General features: G+C 38.1%; 20 protein-coding genes. 7 read left to right on the forward strand and 13 right to left on the reverse strand.

Features of this window, described 5'->3' with window-relative positions; all coding sequences use genetic code 11:
* Positions 1–27: 27 nt before the first annotated feature.
* The 8 genes from purF to HJG58_RS08950 form a co-directional block, all read right to left on the reverse strand.
* Positions 28–1,569, reverse strand: coding sequence for an amidophosphoribosyltransferase (gene purF / locus HJG58_RS08915; RefSeq protein ID WP_044100970.1), 1,542 nt, complete (start codon positions 1,567–1,569; stop codon positions 28–30).
* Positions 1,570–1,594: 25 nt separating this feature from the next.
* Positions 1,595–2,182, reverse strand: a complete 588-nt coding sequence (locus tag HJG58_RS08920; RefSeq protein WP_002115251.1) for a CvpA family protein — start codon at positions 2,180–2,182, stop codon at positions 1,595–1,597.
* A gap of 6 nt (positions 2,183–2,188) precedes the next feature.
* Complete coding sequence (locus tag HJG58_RS08925) at positions 2,189–3,193, reverse strand: quinone-dependent dihydroorotate dehydrogenase (protein WP_086265864.1); 1,005 nt, start codon at positions 3,191–3,193, stop codon at positions 2,189–2,191.
* Positions 3,194–3,282: 89 nt separating this feature from the next.
* Positions 3,283–3,762 carry a type II secretion system protein GspM gene (gene gspM, locus HJG58_RS08930; RefSeq protein WP_170248625.1) on the reverse strand — a complete coding sequence of 160 codons (480 nt, stop codon included), beginning with the start codon at positions 3,760–3,762 and terminating at the stop codon, positions 3,283–3,285.
* Positions 3,762–4,901 (reverse strand): type II secretion system protein GspL, encoded by a 1,140-nt coding sequence (gene gspL / locus HJG58_RS08935; protein WP_170248626.1) that lies wholly within the window; start codon positions 4,899–4,901, stop codon positions 3,762–3,764. The genes gspM and gspL overlap by 1 nt, the downstream gene beginning before the upstream one ends.
* A 23-nt stretch (positions 4,902–4,924) precedes the next feature.
* Complete coding sequence (locus HJG58_RS08940) at positions 4,925–5,380, reverse strand: SixA phosphatase family protein (protein ID WP_086265862.1); 456 nt, start codon at positions 5,378–5,380, stop codon at positions 4,925–4,927.
* Between the two features lie 56 nt (positions 5,381–5,436).
* On the reverse strand, positions 5,437–6,510 hold the full coding sequence (locus HJG58_RS08945) for an NAD(P)H-dependent glycerol-3-phosphate dehydrogenase (protein ID WP_002115297.1): 1,074 nt from the start codon (positions 6,508–6,510) through the stop codon (positions 5,437–5,439).
* A 34-nt stretch (positions 6,511–6,544) separates the two neighbouring features.
* Entirely contained in the window at positions 6,545–7,120 is a 576-nt protein-coding gene (locus tag HJG58_RS08950; RefSeq protein ID WP_170248627.1) for a nitroreductase family protein, read from the reverse strand.
* 204 nt (positions 7,121–7,324) lie between these two features.
* On the opposite strand from HJG58_RS08950, the gene HJG58_RS08955 reads away from it, so the two are divergent.
* Complete coding sequence (locus tag HJG58_RS08955) at positions 7,325–7,705, forward strand: putative periplasmic lipoprotein (protein ID WP_170248628.1); 381 nt, start codon at positions 7,325–7,327, stop codon at positions 7,703–7,705.
* Between the two features lie 37 nt (positions 7,706–7,742).
* Here the strand turns inward: HJG58_RS08955 and rhlB are convergent, their stop codons facing one another.
* Both rhlB and HJG58_RS08965 read right to left on the reverse strand, forming a co-directional pair.
* Positions 7,743–8,894: an ATP-dependent RNA helicase RhlB gene (gene rhlB, locus HJG58_RS08960; protein WP_016140502.1), complete on the reverse strand. Its 1,152-nt coding sequence runs from the start codon at positions 8,892–8,894 to the stop codon at positions 7,743–7,745.
* Positions 8,895–9,002: 108 nt separating this feature from the next.
* Positions 9,003–9,215 carry a cold-shock protein gene (locus tag HJG58_RS08965; protein WP_000126912.1) on the reverse strand — a complete coding sequence of 71 codons (213 nt, stop codon included), beginning with the start codon at positions 9,213–9,215 and terminating at the stop codon, positions 9,003–9,005.
* Between the two features lie 373 nt (positions 9,216–9,588).
* On the opposite strand from HJG58_RS08965, the gene HJG58_RS08970 reads away from it, so the two are divergent.
* The 5 genes from HJG58_RS08970 (at position 9,589) to HJG58_RS08990 (ending at position 12,322) form a co-directional block, all read left to right on the forward strand.
* Positions 9,589–9,834 carry a sulfurtransferase TusA family protein gene (locus HJG58_RS08970; protein WP_086265859.1) on the forward strand — a complete coding sequence of 82 codons (246 nt, stop codon included), beginning with the start codon at positions 9,589–9,591 and terminating at the stop codon, positions 9,832–9,834.
* Between the two features lie 133 nt (positions 9,835–9,967).
* Positions 9,968–10,834, forward strand: a complete 867-nt coding sequence (gene rpoH, locus HJG58_RS08975) for an RNA polymerase sigma factor RpoH (protein WP_002115267.1) — start codon at positions 9,968–9,970, stop codon at positions 10,832–10,834.
* A 112-nt stretch (positions 10,835–10,946) separates the two neighbouring features.
* The gene (locus HJG58_RS08980) at positions 10,947–11,312 is read left to right on the forward strand and encodes a DUF423 domain-containing protein (protein ID WP_002115263.1); all 366 of its coding nucleotides are present in this window, start codon (positions 10,947–10,949) and stop codon (positions 11,310–11,312) included.
* A 13-nt stretch (positions 11,313–11,325) separates the two neighbouring features.
* The gene (gene thiS / locus HJG58_RS08985) at positions 11,326–11,523 is read left to right on the forward strand and encodes a sulfur carrier protein ThiS (protein WP_002115323.1); all 198 of its coding nucleotides are present in this window, start codon (positions 11,326–11,328) and stop codon (positions 11,521–11,523) included.
* 13 nt (positions 11,524–11,536) lie between these two features.
* Complete coding sequence (locus tag HJG58_RS08990; RefSeq protein WP_001154366.1) at positions 11,537–12,322, forward strand: thiazole synthase; 786 nt, start codon at positions 11,537–11,539, stop codon at positions 12,320–12,322.
* 99 nt (positions 12,323–12,421) lie between these two features.
* Here HJG58_RS08990 and HJG58_RS08995 read toward each other — a convergent pair whose 3' ends face one another.
* On the reverse strand, positions 12,422–13,045 hold the full coding sequence (locus HJG58_RS08995) for an HD domain-containing protein (protein WP_170248629.1): 624 nt from the start codon (positions 13,043–13,045) through the stop codon (positions 12,422–12,424).
* 19 nt (positions 13,046–13,064) lie between these two features.
* Complete coding sequence (gene yaaA / locus HJG58_RS09000; protein WP_170248630.1) at positions 13,065–13,838, reverse strand: peroxide stress protein YaaA; 774 nt, start codon at positions 13,836–13,838, stop codon at positions 13,065–13,067.
* A 125-nt stretch (positions 13,839–13,963) separates the two neighbouring features.
* On the opposite strand from yaaA, the gene HJG58_RS09005 reads away from it, so the two are divergent.
* Positions 13,964–14,596, forward strand: a complete 633-nt coding sequence (locus tag HJG58_RS09005) for an alpha/beta hydrolase (RefSeq protein WP_032053414.1) — start codon at positions 13,964–13,966, stop codon at positions 14,594–14,596.
* A 56-nt stretch (positions 14,597–14,652) separates the two neighbouring features.
* Here the strand turns inward: HJG58_RS09005 and rtcR are convergent, their stop codons facing one another.
* A complete protein-coding gene (gene rtcR / locus HJG58_RS09010; RefSeq protein ID WP_170248632.1) occupies positions 14,653–16,254 on the reverse strand; it encodes an RNA repair transcriptional activator RtcR in 1,602 nt (533 codons plus the stop codon).

Raw genomic sequence — 16,254 nt, forward strand, 5'->3', positions numbered from 1 at the left:
GGAAATACCCGCTTTTTTCGGCGATTTCTATTCTTCTTTGATGCCTGTTAAATCTACAGAAGCAGCATCGACATTGACATCAATATAACCATCTTTTTTCTTTTTCGCAGAGTCATTACGCTTCTGCTCTAAGTTATTTAGATAGTTACCATCAATATCACCTGTTACATAGATTCCATCAAATACTGAGCAATCGAACTCAGTTAAGTCAGGCACTTTGCTGGTACGTACAGCATTTTTCAAGTCTTCCAATTCTTGGAAAATCAAACGATCAGCACCAATAATTTCTTGGATCTCTTCCACACTACGTTCTGAAGCAATAAGCTCAGCTTTAGCAGGCATATCAATACCATAAACGTTTGGATACATCACTTTTGGTGCTGCTGACGCAAAGTATACTTTTTTTGCACCAGAATCACGTGCCATCTGAATAATCTCATTACACGTTGTACCACGTACAATAGAGTCATCCACCAATAGAACGTTCTTACCTTTGAATTCTAACTCAACTGGGTTTAATTTCTGACGTACAGATTTTTTACGTTGCTGTTGACCCGGCATAATAAAGGTACGACCGATATAACGGTTTTTCATAAAACCTTCACGGAACTTCACACCTAGAATATTTGCAAGTTCTAAAGCTGAAGTACGGCTCGTATCAGGAATTGGGATAACCACATCAATATCGTGGTCCTCACCCCAGTCACGTAAAATTTTATGAGCAAGCTTTTCACCCATTTTTAAACGCGCTTTATAAACCGAAATTCCGTCAATAATGGCATCAGGACGAGCAAAATAAACGTACTCAAAAATACATGGGCGATATTTAGGATTAGCAGCACATTGTTTAGAGAACAACTGACCATTTGCATCGATGAAAATTGCCTCACCTGGTTCAATATCACGCTCAATTTTAAAACCAAGAGCAGTAATAGCAACCGATTCAGAAGCAATGATGTATTCCATCTCACCCTGTTCAGTCACACGTGACCCATAAATGAGTGGACGTATACCATTTGGATCACGGAAACCTACCAAGCCATGACCAGTGATCATCGCTACGACACCATACGCACCCTGACAACGCTCATGCACACGAGAAACCGTGTGAAAAATATCGTCAGCTGTAGGATTTAAAGTGCCTTTCTTCTGTAATTCATGCGCGAACACGTTTAAAAGAACTTCTGAGTCAGAATCAGTATTCATATGACGTAAATCTGTTTTAAACAGGTCATCATGAATTTCTTCTGCATTGGTCAAATTACCATTATGTGCAAGTGTAATACCGTAAGGTGAGTTTACATAAAATGGTTGTGCTTCAGCACTGCTCGCAGAACCAGCAGTTGGGTAACGTACATGGCCAATACCATAATTACCAAGTAATGCTCTCATATGACGAGTATGAAAGACATCACGCACCATACCGTTATCCTTACGAAGGAAAAGACGGCCTTCATGGCAGGTTACTATTCCAGCTGCATCTTGCCCACGATGTTGCAACATCGTTAAAGCATCAAACAACATTTGGTTCACTGGCGATTTACCGGCTATACCAACAACTCCACACATAGCAACCTCGCAGACAAGCTAGGAATTAATAAAAAGGATTCTTTGTCGAATGGTCGGATCGGTTTTCTAAATCTTCCGATTCGTCCATTGGTTTTGAAGGAGTGCCTGATGCACTACCTCCAGATGTTATTTGATGAAATGCCTCACTTGCAGCATCTTTAGATAACTCGGTAGCTAAAGGCGCATAAGGCAATAAAAACTGTATAAATTTGGACTGTTTCCAGTGCGGTGAACTTTCAACCCAAGGCCCTACACCCTGCATTGTAATTAGTACAACCAACAAGCCTTTTAAAGAACCAAAAGCACCACCTGCTAAACGATTTAATGGCCCCAATTTCAGACTTTTCAAGAGGCCATTTAAAAATGCAGAGACGATCCATGTTAAAACAATGATCAAAAGTGCTATAAATGCAAAAGCTGCAATTTTTTGAACAACTGGATCATGACTTAAACCCGACATAGACGGAGCAAGAAGGACAGCATATTTTGCACCCATAATTAATGCAATGACCCATCCTACCAAGTTCGCAAAGGCTTTAATAAATCCTTGTCGCAAACCGTTTAGCCCCCCAATGAGCAAAAGTATCAGAATAATGATATCAATTGTGTTCATATTCACTTAAGTCATGGCTGCAACACATTGTTTCACTAGAACAGGACCGGTATAAATAAGCCCGCTATAGATTTGCACTAATGTTGCTCCAGCTTGCTGTTTGACTGCTGCTTGTTCACCCGACAAAATTCCACCCACACCAATTAATGGGATTTGTCCTTTCAATGTTTGAGCAAACAAACGTAAGCATTCTGTACTTTTTTCAAAAACAGGTGCACCAGATAAACCACCCGACTCATTACCATTAGGTAGATTTTCTACACCTTCTCTTGATAAGGTAGTATTAGTAACGATCAAGCCATCAATTTTGAACTGCACTAATTGAGCTGCAATAAACTCAACATCTTCAGCTGTTAAATCAGGTGCAACTTTTAAAACCAAAGGAACATAGTGGTTATTTTGTTCAGCTAGCTCAAGTTGTCTTTCTTTTAAGGTTTGCAACAATTCAGTTAATGCATCGCCACTTTGTAAACTTCTTAAGTTCTTAGTATTTGGAGATGAAATATTAACGGTAATATATGAAGCGTAGTTATACACTTTCTCAAGGCAAATCAAGTAGTCATCAACAGCTTTTTCTACAGGCGTATCAGCATTCTTACCAATATTAATGCCTAAAATTCCTTTAAACTTTGAAGCTTTGACATTTTCGATCAGCTTATCAACACCATCATTATTGAACCCCATACGGTTAATAATGGCTTGAGCTTCTGGAATACGGAATAAGCGCGGCTGCGGATTACCCGATTGAGGACGAGGTGTAATGGTTCCAATTTCAATAAAACCGAACCCCAACCCAGCTAAAGCATCAATGTGTGCACCATTTTTATCAAGACCGGCTGCCAAACCTACTGGATTTGGAAATTCAATTCCCATACAAGTCGTTGGTTTCGCCTCTACGCTCTGACGGAGTAGGCCGAACTTATGTGCTTTATCAAGCATAGATAATGTTAATTCATGGGCACGCTCTGGTGCTAAACTAAACAACATCGGGCGAGCAAGTGAATATAACATACCAATCACAATCTACTGATTTTAGGTAGGCATATTATAGGCACAGGGAGCACAAAACACCATGCTTAAGACCAGCATATTTTAATATGTTATTGAACCGTCGCTGTTAATTTAATCTGACCTTCACTTGAAACCATTTCCATTTTTTCAATACTTAAGCCCATTTGTGCCAGTTGGGTTAAAAAGTTAGCTAAAATTGCGTAATTCTGATGAGTAACAATAATTTGTAACTGCTCACCATTTTGTTGAGAAGTAACCGTTAAACCTTGCTGTTGAGCTACACGTTGTATTTTTTCTGCCTGCCCCAGCTCAAGCTCACTCGCAGGTTTCATAGTGACCGCATTACTTTGCATCCACACCATCAAATCTTTTAAATCATTTAAACGCTGTTGCTGTTGTTCTGCTAAGGAATGCATTTTCCAAAGTGAAGCTCCAATAATAGCTACTACAACAAAAATTGTAGTAAAGACCACCATAATACGTTCACGGACAGTCAAACGGTCTAAATATTGATTAACTTGTTGGATCCACTGATCAAAGCGGTTCTGCAATTGAGCTAACATTTTCATTATTGTATTTTCACCACCCCAATTGCCCCACCACCATCGGCTTGAACATTACCTAACTCTGCCTTAAATCCTTGCTGATTGAGTTGCTGAGTTAAAGCTTGCAAATCATCTGCAGATTTTGCTTTTAAAGCCATGGTTAGTGTAGAGGCATCATAATTTAATTGTTGAGCTAAAATTTGTCTTTGCATCAAAATAGGTCCAACACGGCTCAATAAAGAAAGTGCTTGTGTATCACCTTGCTTACTCATGCGTAAATGACTTTCAAATTGGCTTTTTATATTTTGTTCGTTTACACGACTAGAAGGACCAAACCAATATTTATATTGCTCTATCGCCTGTTCAGCTGTTTGATTCGCTACATTTCTTAATTTGACCCAACGCAATAAATCATAGCTAAACTGAACCACAATGATTGCTAAAAGAATAACAGCACATGCTTTCCAGTAACCTGAGACAGTTTGCTCTTGTCCTTTGGCTTTCGGTAAAATATTAAAAGGATGCTGTTTAGGTTTATCTAAACCCTGAAATTGATAAAAAAACTCTGAACGTTGCTCAACACTAGAAGCTGCTTCTAAGCTTTCTAATTGTTCTGTCGTTAATCCACTATATTGATAGTTTGTTTCAACTGGCTGGAATTCCAAAAATAATCCCAAATCATCTAGTGAATTACCCACCCATTTACTTTCACGCGCCAGTAATTTTTGATCAATATTACAAAGGATAACTTGGTGTTCTTGTGGTTCTGGCAAAATCAAAAAGTCTGGCAACAAAGCAACAAGCTTGATTGGCAACAAATTCATTGCATGTTGCCATGTTTCCACAGTGGTTTTTGCAACGCCCAATATTGTTAATTGATCAGCATGAAAATGATGAACCACTTTCATGTGATCAATCGGTAAAGTCACAAACTCTTCAAGCAAATATTTAACACCATCTGCCCCCAGTTGTTTGTAATGAGACTTTGCTATTTGTTGCTGGAATACCTGAGCATGACGACTAGGAAAAAAGACGACAGCCTCTTTTCCTTGATGTAATTGTAGGTCTTGTATTAATTGGTCGAGGCTTTCAGCCTGCAACCAGTTTTCTCCGTTAGACCAATGCCATATTCCATTGGTTTCAGGCATCCATAAATACAGCATAATGGGCTAAATAACCTTTTTAATTATATTGTGGGTATAAAACTATTTTTTTGTGTTGATAAGCCAGTTGCAATCACAGCCTGATCATAAATTCGAGCTTCAGCCAATGCAAATGGATTAAAGTTTTCATGAGTCAGTAGCTCAGCAATATGCCCTACTACATTCATATGACAAACTACTACAATTGACTCATAAGGAATCTGTGACAACCACTCAATTGCTTCTTTAGCATTATCATCTGGCTTAATTTTATCGCATAACAACACAGGCACATCTTTAAAATAAGCTTGAATATGTGCCAATGTCTCTTGAGCACGTAACAAAGGACTAACTACAAAAATATCAGGCTTAACAATATCTTTTAAAAATGTTGCTGTCTGTTCTGCTTGAGCATGTCCACGAGCAGTAAGAGGACGTTTAGTGTCGTTACCATTTACAGGTGGAGCGGCTTCCCCATGGCGAACCAATGTCAGTTGCATAAATTTTCCTTGTTAATAATTCCTGCATTATAACCACAATTTATGACATTTCTTCTTCAGACTTCGTGATGAGGTAAAACAAATTCAACATCACTACGGTGTCCGTTTTTCATAAGAGATAATGCAATATTTAAAGGAGGTGCCCCTTCAAAAATAACTTCATATAAAGCGTTAGTGATAGGCATATAAACATCTAATTCTTCTGCTTTACCACGCACCTGAACGATTGTATTGATGCCTTCTGCTGTCTGCCCCAACTCTTTACTTGCCTGATCAAGTGTTTTACCTGAACCTAAAGCATAACCAATCTGATAATTACGGCTTAAAGGACTATTACAAGTAGCGAATAAATCACCAACACCTGACAACCCCAAGAATGTAAGCGGATTTGCACCTTGTTTTACTGCAAAACGGCTCATCTCGGCCAAAGCACGCGTTAAAATCATACTCTTGGTGTTTTCACCAATCTTGTAAGCGGCACCAATTCCCATTGCAACCGCATAAATATTTTTAAGCGCACCACCTAACTCCACACCGTGCACATCATCACTACCAAAAACACGGAATAGAGCACTATGCAGAGCATGTTGCACAGCATAACGTACTAATTCAGAGTCACTGGCAATAACAGTGCCAGATGGCATACCTGCCATAATTTCTTTTGCAAGGTTTGGACCTGATAGCACACCATAAGGAACTTCAGGTAATTCTTCACGAATGATATCGCTCATGAAGCTGAAAGTTTTAGCTTCAACACCTTTGGTTAAAGACACAACCGCCTGTGCAGTAATATAAGGAGCAATTTGTTTTAAGACATCACGGAATGAGTGACTCGGAATTGCGACCAAAATAATATCTCGATCACACACGGCTTGCTCAAGATCAGACACAGCGCGTAATGATGACTCTAAAATAAAATCTGGCAAATAACGTTTATTAATGTGGGTTTTATTAATTTCCTCAGCTGTTTCGGCATCACGAATCCAGATCATGGTATCGCAACCATTACGTGCAGCTAAATTTGCCATAGCCGTCCCGAAGCTACCTCCCCCCAGAACAGTAATACGTAAAGCGGTTTTTTTATCAACCGCAACTGGTTCTACCAAATCTGTAAACTTAAATTCAGCCATCTTTTATTATCCTATTTCTTACTTCTACAGACGTTTAAGCCTGCCAAACTTTTACGAATTCTTTACTTTCAATATCTGCACGCGGTGCAATCACTTTAGCTGCTGTGCCGACGTAAATAATACCTGAAATTAAATCACGGGGTTGCAGACCTAAATGCTGTTTTAACCAATTTGATTCGACAACTGCACCACTACGCCACATGGTCGAAAAACCTTGAGCTTGTAGAGATAATAAAAGATTTTGTACTGCGGCACCCGTACTTAAGATTTGTTCAAAATGCGGTACTTTCGGATGATCTTGGAGTTGTGTAAGCGCTAAAATGAGTAGCGGAGCACGAAAAGGATGTTGTTTAACACGTTCGAGTTGAGCGGGATCAGTTTCACCTAAATCTGCCAAAGCTTTTGCTAGAACTTCACCAAAAGCACCACGTTGTTCGCGTGAAATAACCACAAAACGCGTTGGCTTAAGTCGATGATGATCTGGAGCAGTCAAAGCTGCTTGGAAAGCTAACTCTAATTGCTCTGTACTTGGAGCTGGTTCAACTAATTGGCCAATAGACTGACGCTGATGAATATTTTGGTGAATTATTTGTATTGCTGAATCCGTCATTAATATTGATCTAACTCAAAAATTCAAAATAGATTAGCATAATCTACCGTTAATCCACCATTGAATCTAGTTTATAAAATTAGCGAACTCTCACTTTGACATTTTTTAATACAAAACATCAAAACTCATACAACGTCTTCAAAATCAAATAGAAAACTTGTGTTCAAATATCAATATCTTTTAGCGATTAACTTTAGGTGCATTATGAAAAAAATAATTTTAGCGAGCGCAATGAGCGGTGTTGTTTTATTACTTAGTGCTTGCGCAACTACTCCTAAAAATACTTTAGCAGTTCAAAAAGAAAATAATCAGTTTGAAGTTACAGGTATTGGTAAAACCAATTTAATCGCGAAGAATAATGCGATTACTGCAGCTCAAAAAACTTGCTCAAAAAACACTACGCCAGTCGTTGTAGATGAAAAAACAACATATAACGGTGTATTAAAAGATGTTGTAAGCGAAAAAACAGGTCAAATGGTTGAAGCAGCAGCAGGTGTTATTGGTACATTAACTGGTAAAAATGCATCTCTAGCAAAAGATGATGACTACCAAACCACGCTTACCTTTTATTGTAAAATTAACTAATCAAAAAAAATCCCAATCAAATGATTGGGATTTTTTATTAGCAATAACCATCTAATCTGGTCAGTGGTAATTTTTTACCAATTGCTTTTTCAATTTCGGGTAAATAGAAGGCATCATCTTCAGATAAGAAACTAATACTTACCCCTTGTGAGCCAGCACGACCTGTACGACCAATACGGTGCACATAATCATCAGACTGTTCAGGCAATGTAAAGTTGATGACATGCGACACACCATCCACATGAATACCACGACCAGCAACATCTGTCGCAATCATAATATTATGTTTACCTTGCTTAAATTGCTCTAACATTTTTAAACGTTTATCTTGAGCAATTTCACCTGAAAGCATACCTACTCTGTATCCATCTTTCTTTAAATGATCATAAAGACGACGCACCTGATCACGTCGATTAGCAAAAATCATCACTTTATCGATCGGTTCTTCACGCAAGATATCTTGTAATAAACGATATTTATCTTGTTTAGCCACAACATAAACACGTTGCTCAACATCATTATTCGTTTTTTGCTCAGGCTCAATTTCAACAGTGATTGGTTCAAACAACCATTGTCTTGCCAAATTAAGAACATCATAACTAAATGTCGCTGAGAACATGAGCGTTTGACGCTGTTCCTTACGAGGAGAATAACGGACAATACGTTTTACCGAAGGAATAAATCCCATGTCCAATAAACGGTCGGCTTCATCAATAACTAAAAATTCAATTTGATCTAGCCAAACTTCTTTCTGTTCTACAAAATCAATTAGACGCCCAGGTGTAGCCACCATGATATCGACAAAATTAGCATCTAGCTGTTTCTTTTGCTTATCAAAATCCACACCCCCTAATAATGTTACAAGGTGCAAATCTGAAAATTTTGTGAGTAGCTTTGCATCACTTTCAATCTGCAATGCCAATTCACGAGTAGGGGCCAAAATTAAGGCACGTGGCTCACCACGGAAACGCTGCTCTTGAACTGGATTATTGAGTAAATCATTAATTACACTAATCAGAAAGGCTGCTGTCTTACCAGTTCCTGTTTGTGCTCGCCCAATTGCATCATGCCCGGCTAATGTATATTTTAAAACCTTTTGCTGAATTGGGGTCATTTGAGTAAACCCTAAAGCATCAATCGCCTTTTTAAGTTGCGGATGTAAATTCAAGGTTTCAAAACCAGATGTCATAAATACGTGCTCTAACAAACAATCTCTCGAATGAGAAGATCATTATAAACAAAAACGCCCCAATTCAAAAATTGGAGCGTCCATGATTCATCAAAAGATGAATTAGTCTTAGTCTAAAGGCTGAACGTTTTCAGCTTGAAAACCTTTTTGACCTTGTACAACGCTAAATTCTACGCGTTGACCATCACGTAGAGAACGGTGACCGTCACCTACGATTGCACGGAAATGAACGAATACGTCGTCACCGCCGTTACGTTGAATAAAACCAAAGCCTTTAGTGTCATTAAACCACTTTACTACGCCTTGTTCACGAGCTGTCATAAGTCAATCCTCAGATGTTGAAAAAAGGACCTTCCGGTGTTGCAAACAGCAGAGCAAACAAGGTTTTAAAATATTTATAATCTTAAAGCTTGTAATCATTCTGTAAAACTATCAACAATTTCCGGTTACATCCATTTGTTATAGGGTTATTAAATCAATTTGATTGTGTGGTAAATCCTAAAACGGTTCGAGCTTAACATGGGTTTATGACAATTAATAGAATTTTTTTCAATTATTTCCCCTATTTTTAGTTCTTTTTTTAAACAGCTTATTACAATATTTTTTATAGAAATTAGCCAGATCTTCTTCCATAAAATATGCTGCAATTACTAAAAATTTGTTAGAATATTTTTTTTAGTTGTTTTGATGATGAATGAGCAATACTTCTTCTAATACAGCACCCATTGAAATTAATGCCCTTGGACAACCCTGCCCAATGCCATTGTTAATGCTAAAACGTGAACTTAAAAAAGCGTCGGGCAAACAACAATTTTTATTAAAATCGTCAGATCCTCATAGTGAAATTGATGTAACTCGTTACTGTGGTTTACATCATTTTATGTGTCAAACAACTCACATATCAGACAGAGAATTTCACTATTTAATTGAAACTCAATAATTCTTTGCTAAACTAAAAGATTAGAAATTGCATAAAATTTTACATTTCTCTACCCAATTTTCCTTAATTATGAAGCTGATTCAAATTAAGATGAATTTATTGGTTATCCCATTCGATCCTATAAGGAGAACTCATGAGTGACAGCAGCAATCAATTGATGCCCCTGTCATTGTCTGCGCCCGGTGTAAACCTTGGTGCATATATCAGTACTGTCAATCAGATTCCTATTTTAACGGCAGAGCAAGAAAAAGAACTTGCTGAACGTTATTATTATGACCAAGATCTTGATGCCGCAAAAATGCTGGTAATGTCGCATTTACGCTTTGTCGTTCACATTGCGCGCAGCTATGCAGGTTATGGCCTACCACAAGGCGACCTTATTCAAGAAGGTAATTTAGGCTTAATGAAAGCCGTAAAACGTTTCGACCCAAATATGGGCGTGCGTTTAGTATCTTTTGCCGTCCATTGGATTAAGGCAGAAATTCATGAATACGTTATACGCAACTGGCGTATCGTTAAAATTGCAACGACAAAAGCTCAGCGTAAATTATTTTTCAATTTACGTAGTTTAAAAAAATCGAGTAAAAAATTAACGCTCGAAGAAGCTCAATCAATTGCTAATGACTTAAATGTAACTCCAGAACAAGTTCTGGAAATGGAAGGTCGTTTAACTGCTTATGATGCTGCTTTTGAAGCACAAGGCGATGACGACGACGATACTCCACACACAGCGCCTGCGTTGTATCTTGAAGATAACCGCTACGACCCTGCCCGTTTAGTCGAGAACGAAGACTGGGAAGAGCAAAGTACTTCAGCCTTGCATGATGCCATGGACCAGTTAGATGACCGTTCGCGTAATATTTTGCAGCGCCGTTGGTTAGATGATGATAAATCTACCCTACATGAGCTTGCCGCTGAATATAATGTTTCGGCAGAACGTATTCGTCAGCTTGAAAAAAATGCGATGGAAAAAATTAAAACTGCCATGTCAGCTAGCTAAAAATAAATGTAAAAAATAAAAGGGCGATTCGCCCTTTTGTTTTATCTGGCTATGTTTAGCCAACCTATTCTATGGTAACGTTGCCTTTCATTATTCAGTTGCATTTTTTGTTATGTGGATCGCCATTTCAGCCCTTAATCTTGCTTTTGCAGTCATGTTGGGTGCTTTTGGAGCACATGGTCTTAAAGCTCACGCGGGTCCTGAGCAACTTGCTTGGTGGCAGACTGCAACCGACTACTTTTTTTATCATGCGCTTGGCCTATTAGCTCTTGGTATTTTAAGTAAGGTTCTTCCTCATTTCCCAATCAAGTTATCTTTCTTGCTTATCCAAATTGGTATTCTATTTTTTTGTGGTTCGCTTTACATCATGGCGCTAGGTTTACCACGAATATTAGGCGCAATTACGCCAATCGGTGGAGCCTTAATGATTGCGGGATGGCTAGTCTTGGCTTGGAATGCTTTCAAATACGCAAAATAATCGGAATGTGATCATGCAAATTTATTTAAATGGCGAATTAACGGACACGCCTAGCCAAAACCTGTTGCAACTCATTCAGGAGTTGGCACTTGAAGGAAAACGTTTTGCTGTTGAGCACAATCAGCAAATCGTTTCTAAAAGCAAATTAGAGCAAATTTCTATTGCTCAACATGACCGTATCGAAATTATTCACGCTGTTGGCGGCGGCTAAGTCGGAGTTATCCATGCAAGACACCCCTCTCATTATTGGTTCACGTTCTTTTCAATCTCGTTTATTGGTAGGAACAGGGAAATATAAAGACTTAAATGAAACGGATTTAGCCATTCAAGCTAGTGGTGCAGAAATCGTAACTGTCGCAATCCGCCGTGTGAATATTGGACAAAATCCAGATCAACCGAATTTACTTTCTGTCATTCCACCAGAAAAATATACAATTTTGCCAAATACTGCAGGTTGTTTTGATGCTGACAGCGCAGTACGTACCTGCATGTTAGCGCGTGAGTTACTCGATGGTCATAACCTAGTAAAACTTGAAGTTCTAGGTGATGAAAAAACCTTATATCCAAATGTAACCGAGACCTTAAAAGCGGCTCGTACTTTGATTGATGATGGTTTTGAGATTATGGTCTATACCTCTGATGACCCGATCATTGCGCAAGAACTTGAAAGTATGGGCTGTGTTGCGATTATGCCTTTAGGCAGTCTAATTGGTTCAGGTTTAGGTATTCTAAACCCACACACCATTTCAATTATTAAAGAGAATGCGAAAGTTCCAGTTTTAGTCGATGCAGGCGTTGGCACAGCAAGTGATGCTGCTATTGCAATGGAACTCGGTTGTGATGGTGTATTGATGAATACAGCAATTGCAGCTGCGCAAAACCCTATTTTAATGGCTTCTGCAATGAAAAAAGCTGTTGAAGCAGGACGTGAAGCATTTTTAGCAGGTCGTATGCCACGCAAACGTATGGCAAATGCAAGCTCGCCAGAAACAGGTTATTTCTTTAAATAATTTATTTCCAAGGAATCACTGCTTTTCCAGTGATTCCTCTCCTGTCATATAACCATTTTACGTTTTAAAAATATATCGCTTTATTCTAATATGCTTAGGCTATTCCAATATTCGTCTTAAATTATCCTTGGCGTTTAACTCAAAATTCTTTTGGAAATATCCAGTTTGATAAAGTGGCTCAGACTGATAAAAATGTATTAAAACTTGTTTTCTCTTAATTGAATATACTTCTGGATCAACCCAAGAATACTCCTGCTGAATTTGCTGTTCATACTGGATAAAACGTTCAGGTGTTGCTGCCAAAATAGCTAAATCAATATCCAACAAAAATTGCAAATCTATTTCATCGGTTAATGCATGCTTTTGAGTCGCAAGTATCCAACGCTTTATTTTCTCTAGGGTATCGAACGATAAATCTTGCGCCATCAATTGTTCAAATAACTCGGCACTTTTAAGCTCATTATCTGGTGCTTGAGGATCATAGATAACATCATGAAACCAGAGAGCCAATGCAACAGCATACGGATCATTCAATTCGTATTGAACCGCCTCCATTAAACTCAAACATTCATATAAATGTTGTACGGTGTGGTAGGCTCGCTGCTTTTCACTATAAGCCGCAATAAGTTCATTATAGATTTTCTGCGGTTCAGAAAAATCATAATGCTGATGCAGCTCAAACCAAACATGCTTTAGTTTTGATAAATAAAGCTGCATCATCATCTATTAACCACGCTTAAGATTATTGTTCATCACGCTTAAACACCAACTCTTTTGCTGATGAGTTATCAGCATCAAAGTAGTAACCCTCGGTATTAAAAGCTTTGATGTCTTCAGCTTTATTTAATTGGTTTTCAATAATAAAACGGGCCATTAAACCGCGTGCTTTTTTCGCATAGAAACTAATGACTTTATATTTGCCATTTTTCTGGTCAAGGAAAACAGGCTTTACAATTTCAGCCTTAATTTTCTTTTCATTGACAGACTTGTAATATTCATCTGAAGCTAGATTTACCAGTAATTCAGATTTAATTGCTGCCAAGTCTTCATTAATTTGGTTAGTGATAATATCACCCCAGAATTCATACAAATTATGACCACGAGTATTTTTTAATTTGGTACCCATTTCTAAACGATAAGGCATCATTAAATCTAAAGGACGCAGTAAGCCATAAAGACCAGAAAGCATACGTAAATGCTGCTGTGCAAAATCAATATCTTTGTCTTTTAATTGATAAGCATCTAAACCAGTATAGACATCACCTTTAAATGCATAAATCGCCTGACGAGCATTCGAGAAATTAAATTCTGGATTCCAGTCTCTAAATCGATCTGCATTTAATGTGGCAATTTTCTCACTCACACTCATTAAACTCGCAATTTCCGAAGCAGAAAGTTTGCGACAAACATCAATTAATTGTGCTGAGTTTTCTAACAAGCGAGGCTGAGTAAACTCATCTGTAGGTAACGCTGTTTCATAATCTAAAGTTTTTGCAGGAGAAATTAAAGCAAGCATAGACAACCTGAAAAAATTATTCTTAATACCAACTATAACAGTAGATATTTTTTAATGCTAACTCGTGTTTTCAATGACGACTATCGGTAAAATAGCATCACGTTTTGTTATTTAGCGGTTCTTATATGTCTGAGCAAACTTTCATCCAGGGTCCAGTAGGTAAAATTGAACTTTTCGTTGACCGCCCTGAAGGTGAAATCAAAGGCTTTGCGGTTGTTTGCCATCCGCACCCATTGCAAGGTGGAACCCCTCAACATAAAGTCCCTGCCCTTTTAACCCAAATTTTTAATGAATATGGTTGTATTGTTTATCGTCCTAGTTTCCGTGGTTTAGGGGGCAGTGAAGGTGTTCATGATGAAGGCCATGGTGAAACTGAAGATATCTTAGCTGTAATTGAGCACGTTCGTAAGCTTCATGAAGGCCTACCATTTTATGCAGGCGGTTTTAGCTTTGGCTCACATGTTTTAGCAAAATGCTTTGCACAGCTCGAACCTGAATTACGACCTGTACAGTTAATTTTATGTGGTTTACCAACAGCTACTGTAGTAGGTTTACGCCACTATAAAACTCCTGAAATTCAAGGTGATATTCTCCTCATCCATGGTGAGCAAGATGACATTACTTTGCTTTCAGATGCGATTGAATGGGCAAAACCACAAAAGCATCCAATCACGATTTTACCGGGTGCTAACCACTTCTTTACAGGTTATTTAAAACAGCTTCGCCAAATCATTACACGTTTTATTATCATGAAATAAACGGTAACTTGATGGGCATAACTTGAGAGTATGCCCATCATTTTTAAGCCATGTCCTTATTGAAAATTATTCCAACTTAACCCAAAACGTGCCAAATATTTTTTCACTCGGTCACTATCGTTCGTTGTATTACGTTGTTGACGAGATACCGAAAAGAGTTGTCTTCCCGCCTCTGCCATTGATTTTGAATTTTTACAAACTTTGAGCACACCTCGTAATTGAATCTGGTCAAATTCATCTATTTGTTCTAGCTGCTCAGTACTTAAATAGCTCAACAGAATATCAGCATCTTTATCTTTGTAAGATTCACCCTGAATAAGCCAAAGTTGCTTTAACCGTTGAATTTCTTTTCCTACAGTTTCACGGCGAATTAACTCACCTTGCGATAAAGTTGCTAAACGAGTCACGCTCGCGGCTAGATCTCTAAAATTTCCTTGCCATGATGCATCTGCTGATTTAGCAAACTTTAAATATGTTTCTAAGGCATCACGTTGAAAACGTAATTGTCTTTGATGAATTGCCGCAAAACGCTGTAACTCAAAATCAATATTGGGTGCAATATCTTCTACACGATCTTTTAAATTTGGTAAGAAGAACGTCCACGTATTCAAACGAGCCCATAAATCTTCATGAAAACGACCCGCTTGAACTTCATTGCGCAAATCACGATTAGTACCCGCTATCAGCTGAAAATCGGCCTGAATTTCCTTATCACTTCCAACAGGAAAAAAGCTTTTGTCTTCTAGCGCTTTTAGCAGCATAGCTTGTTCATCAAGTCCCAATTCACCAATTTCATCTAAAAATAAAATGCCTTGGTCAGCACTTTTTAATAAACCAGCACGAGATGCAGCTGCTCCTGTAAATGCACCTTTTATATGACCAAATAAGGTCGACATGGCACTATCACCACGTAAGGTTGCACAGTTAACATCGATAAAACGACCACTTAATTGAAATTTATCTTTCTTTAACTGAAAAATTTGTTTTGCCAAATGAGACTTACCAACCCCTGTTGCCCCCATAATTAAAATAGGCGCACTAGAGCGGGTTGCAACTAATTCAACTTCCTCAATAAGCTGATTAAACGCTTTATTATGAGTAGAAATATTGGCTTTAAGTTGTTGCCAATTTTGCTTTTGCTCATCATCGAAGCGCTGTTTTAAAACATCGTATCGAGATAAGTCCAGATCAATAATTCTATATTCACCTTCTGAGGTCTTTTGTTGATTAGGTGAACTTTGAATAAGTTGAGCTGGCAAATAATGTGCATCTACCAATAAATACCAACAAATTTGGGCAACATGTGTTCCCGTAGTGATATGCAATAAATAGTTATTTTTTTCGACATTAAACGGATAGGTTTTTACAAAATCATAAAGTGCACCATAAACTTCAGCAAAATCCCAAGGATCTTTAATACTGACCTTATGTCCAGAAACTTCAGTTTGTGGTGAGATTTCTTTAGCATCTACTGCTATAGATTTAACTAAATTATGATGTTGGCGATCATGTAACAACACCAATTCATCTACAAGTAAATCTTCATGCATTAACAGGCTAATTGTAGGACGCCAACGTTGCCATCGATCTGGCTTTCTCCCCTGATCAAGTGTAGAACCGACAAAGCCAATAACGACTGTTTTCTTTGCATCCGCCAT

This window comes from Acinetobacter geminorum, from assembly GCF_013009345.1.
Lineage (GTDB): Bacteria > Pseudomonadota > Gammaproteobacteria > Pseudomonadales > Moraxellaceae > Acinetobacter > Acinetobacter geminorum.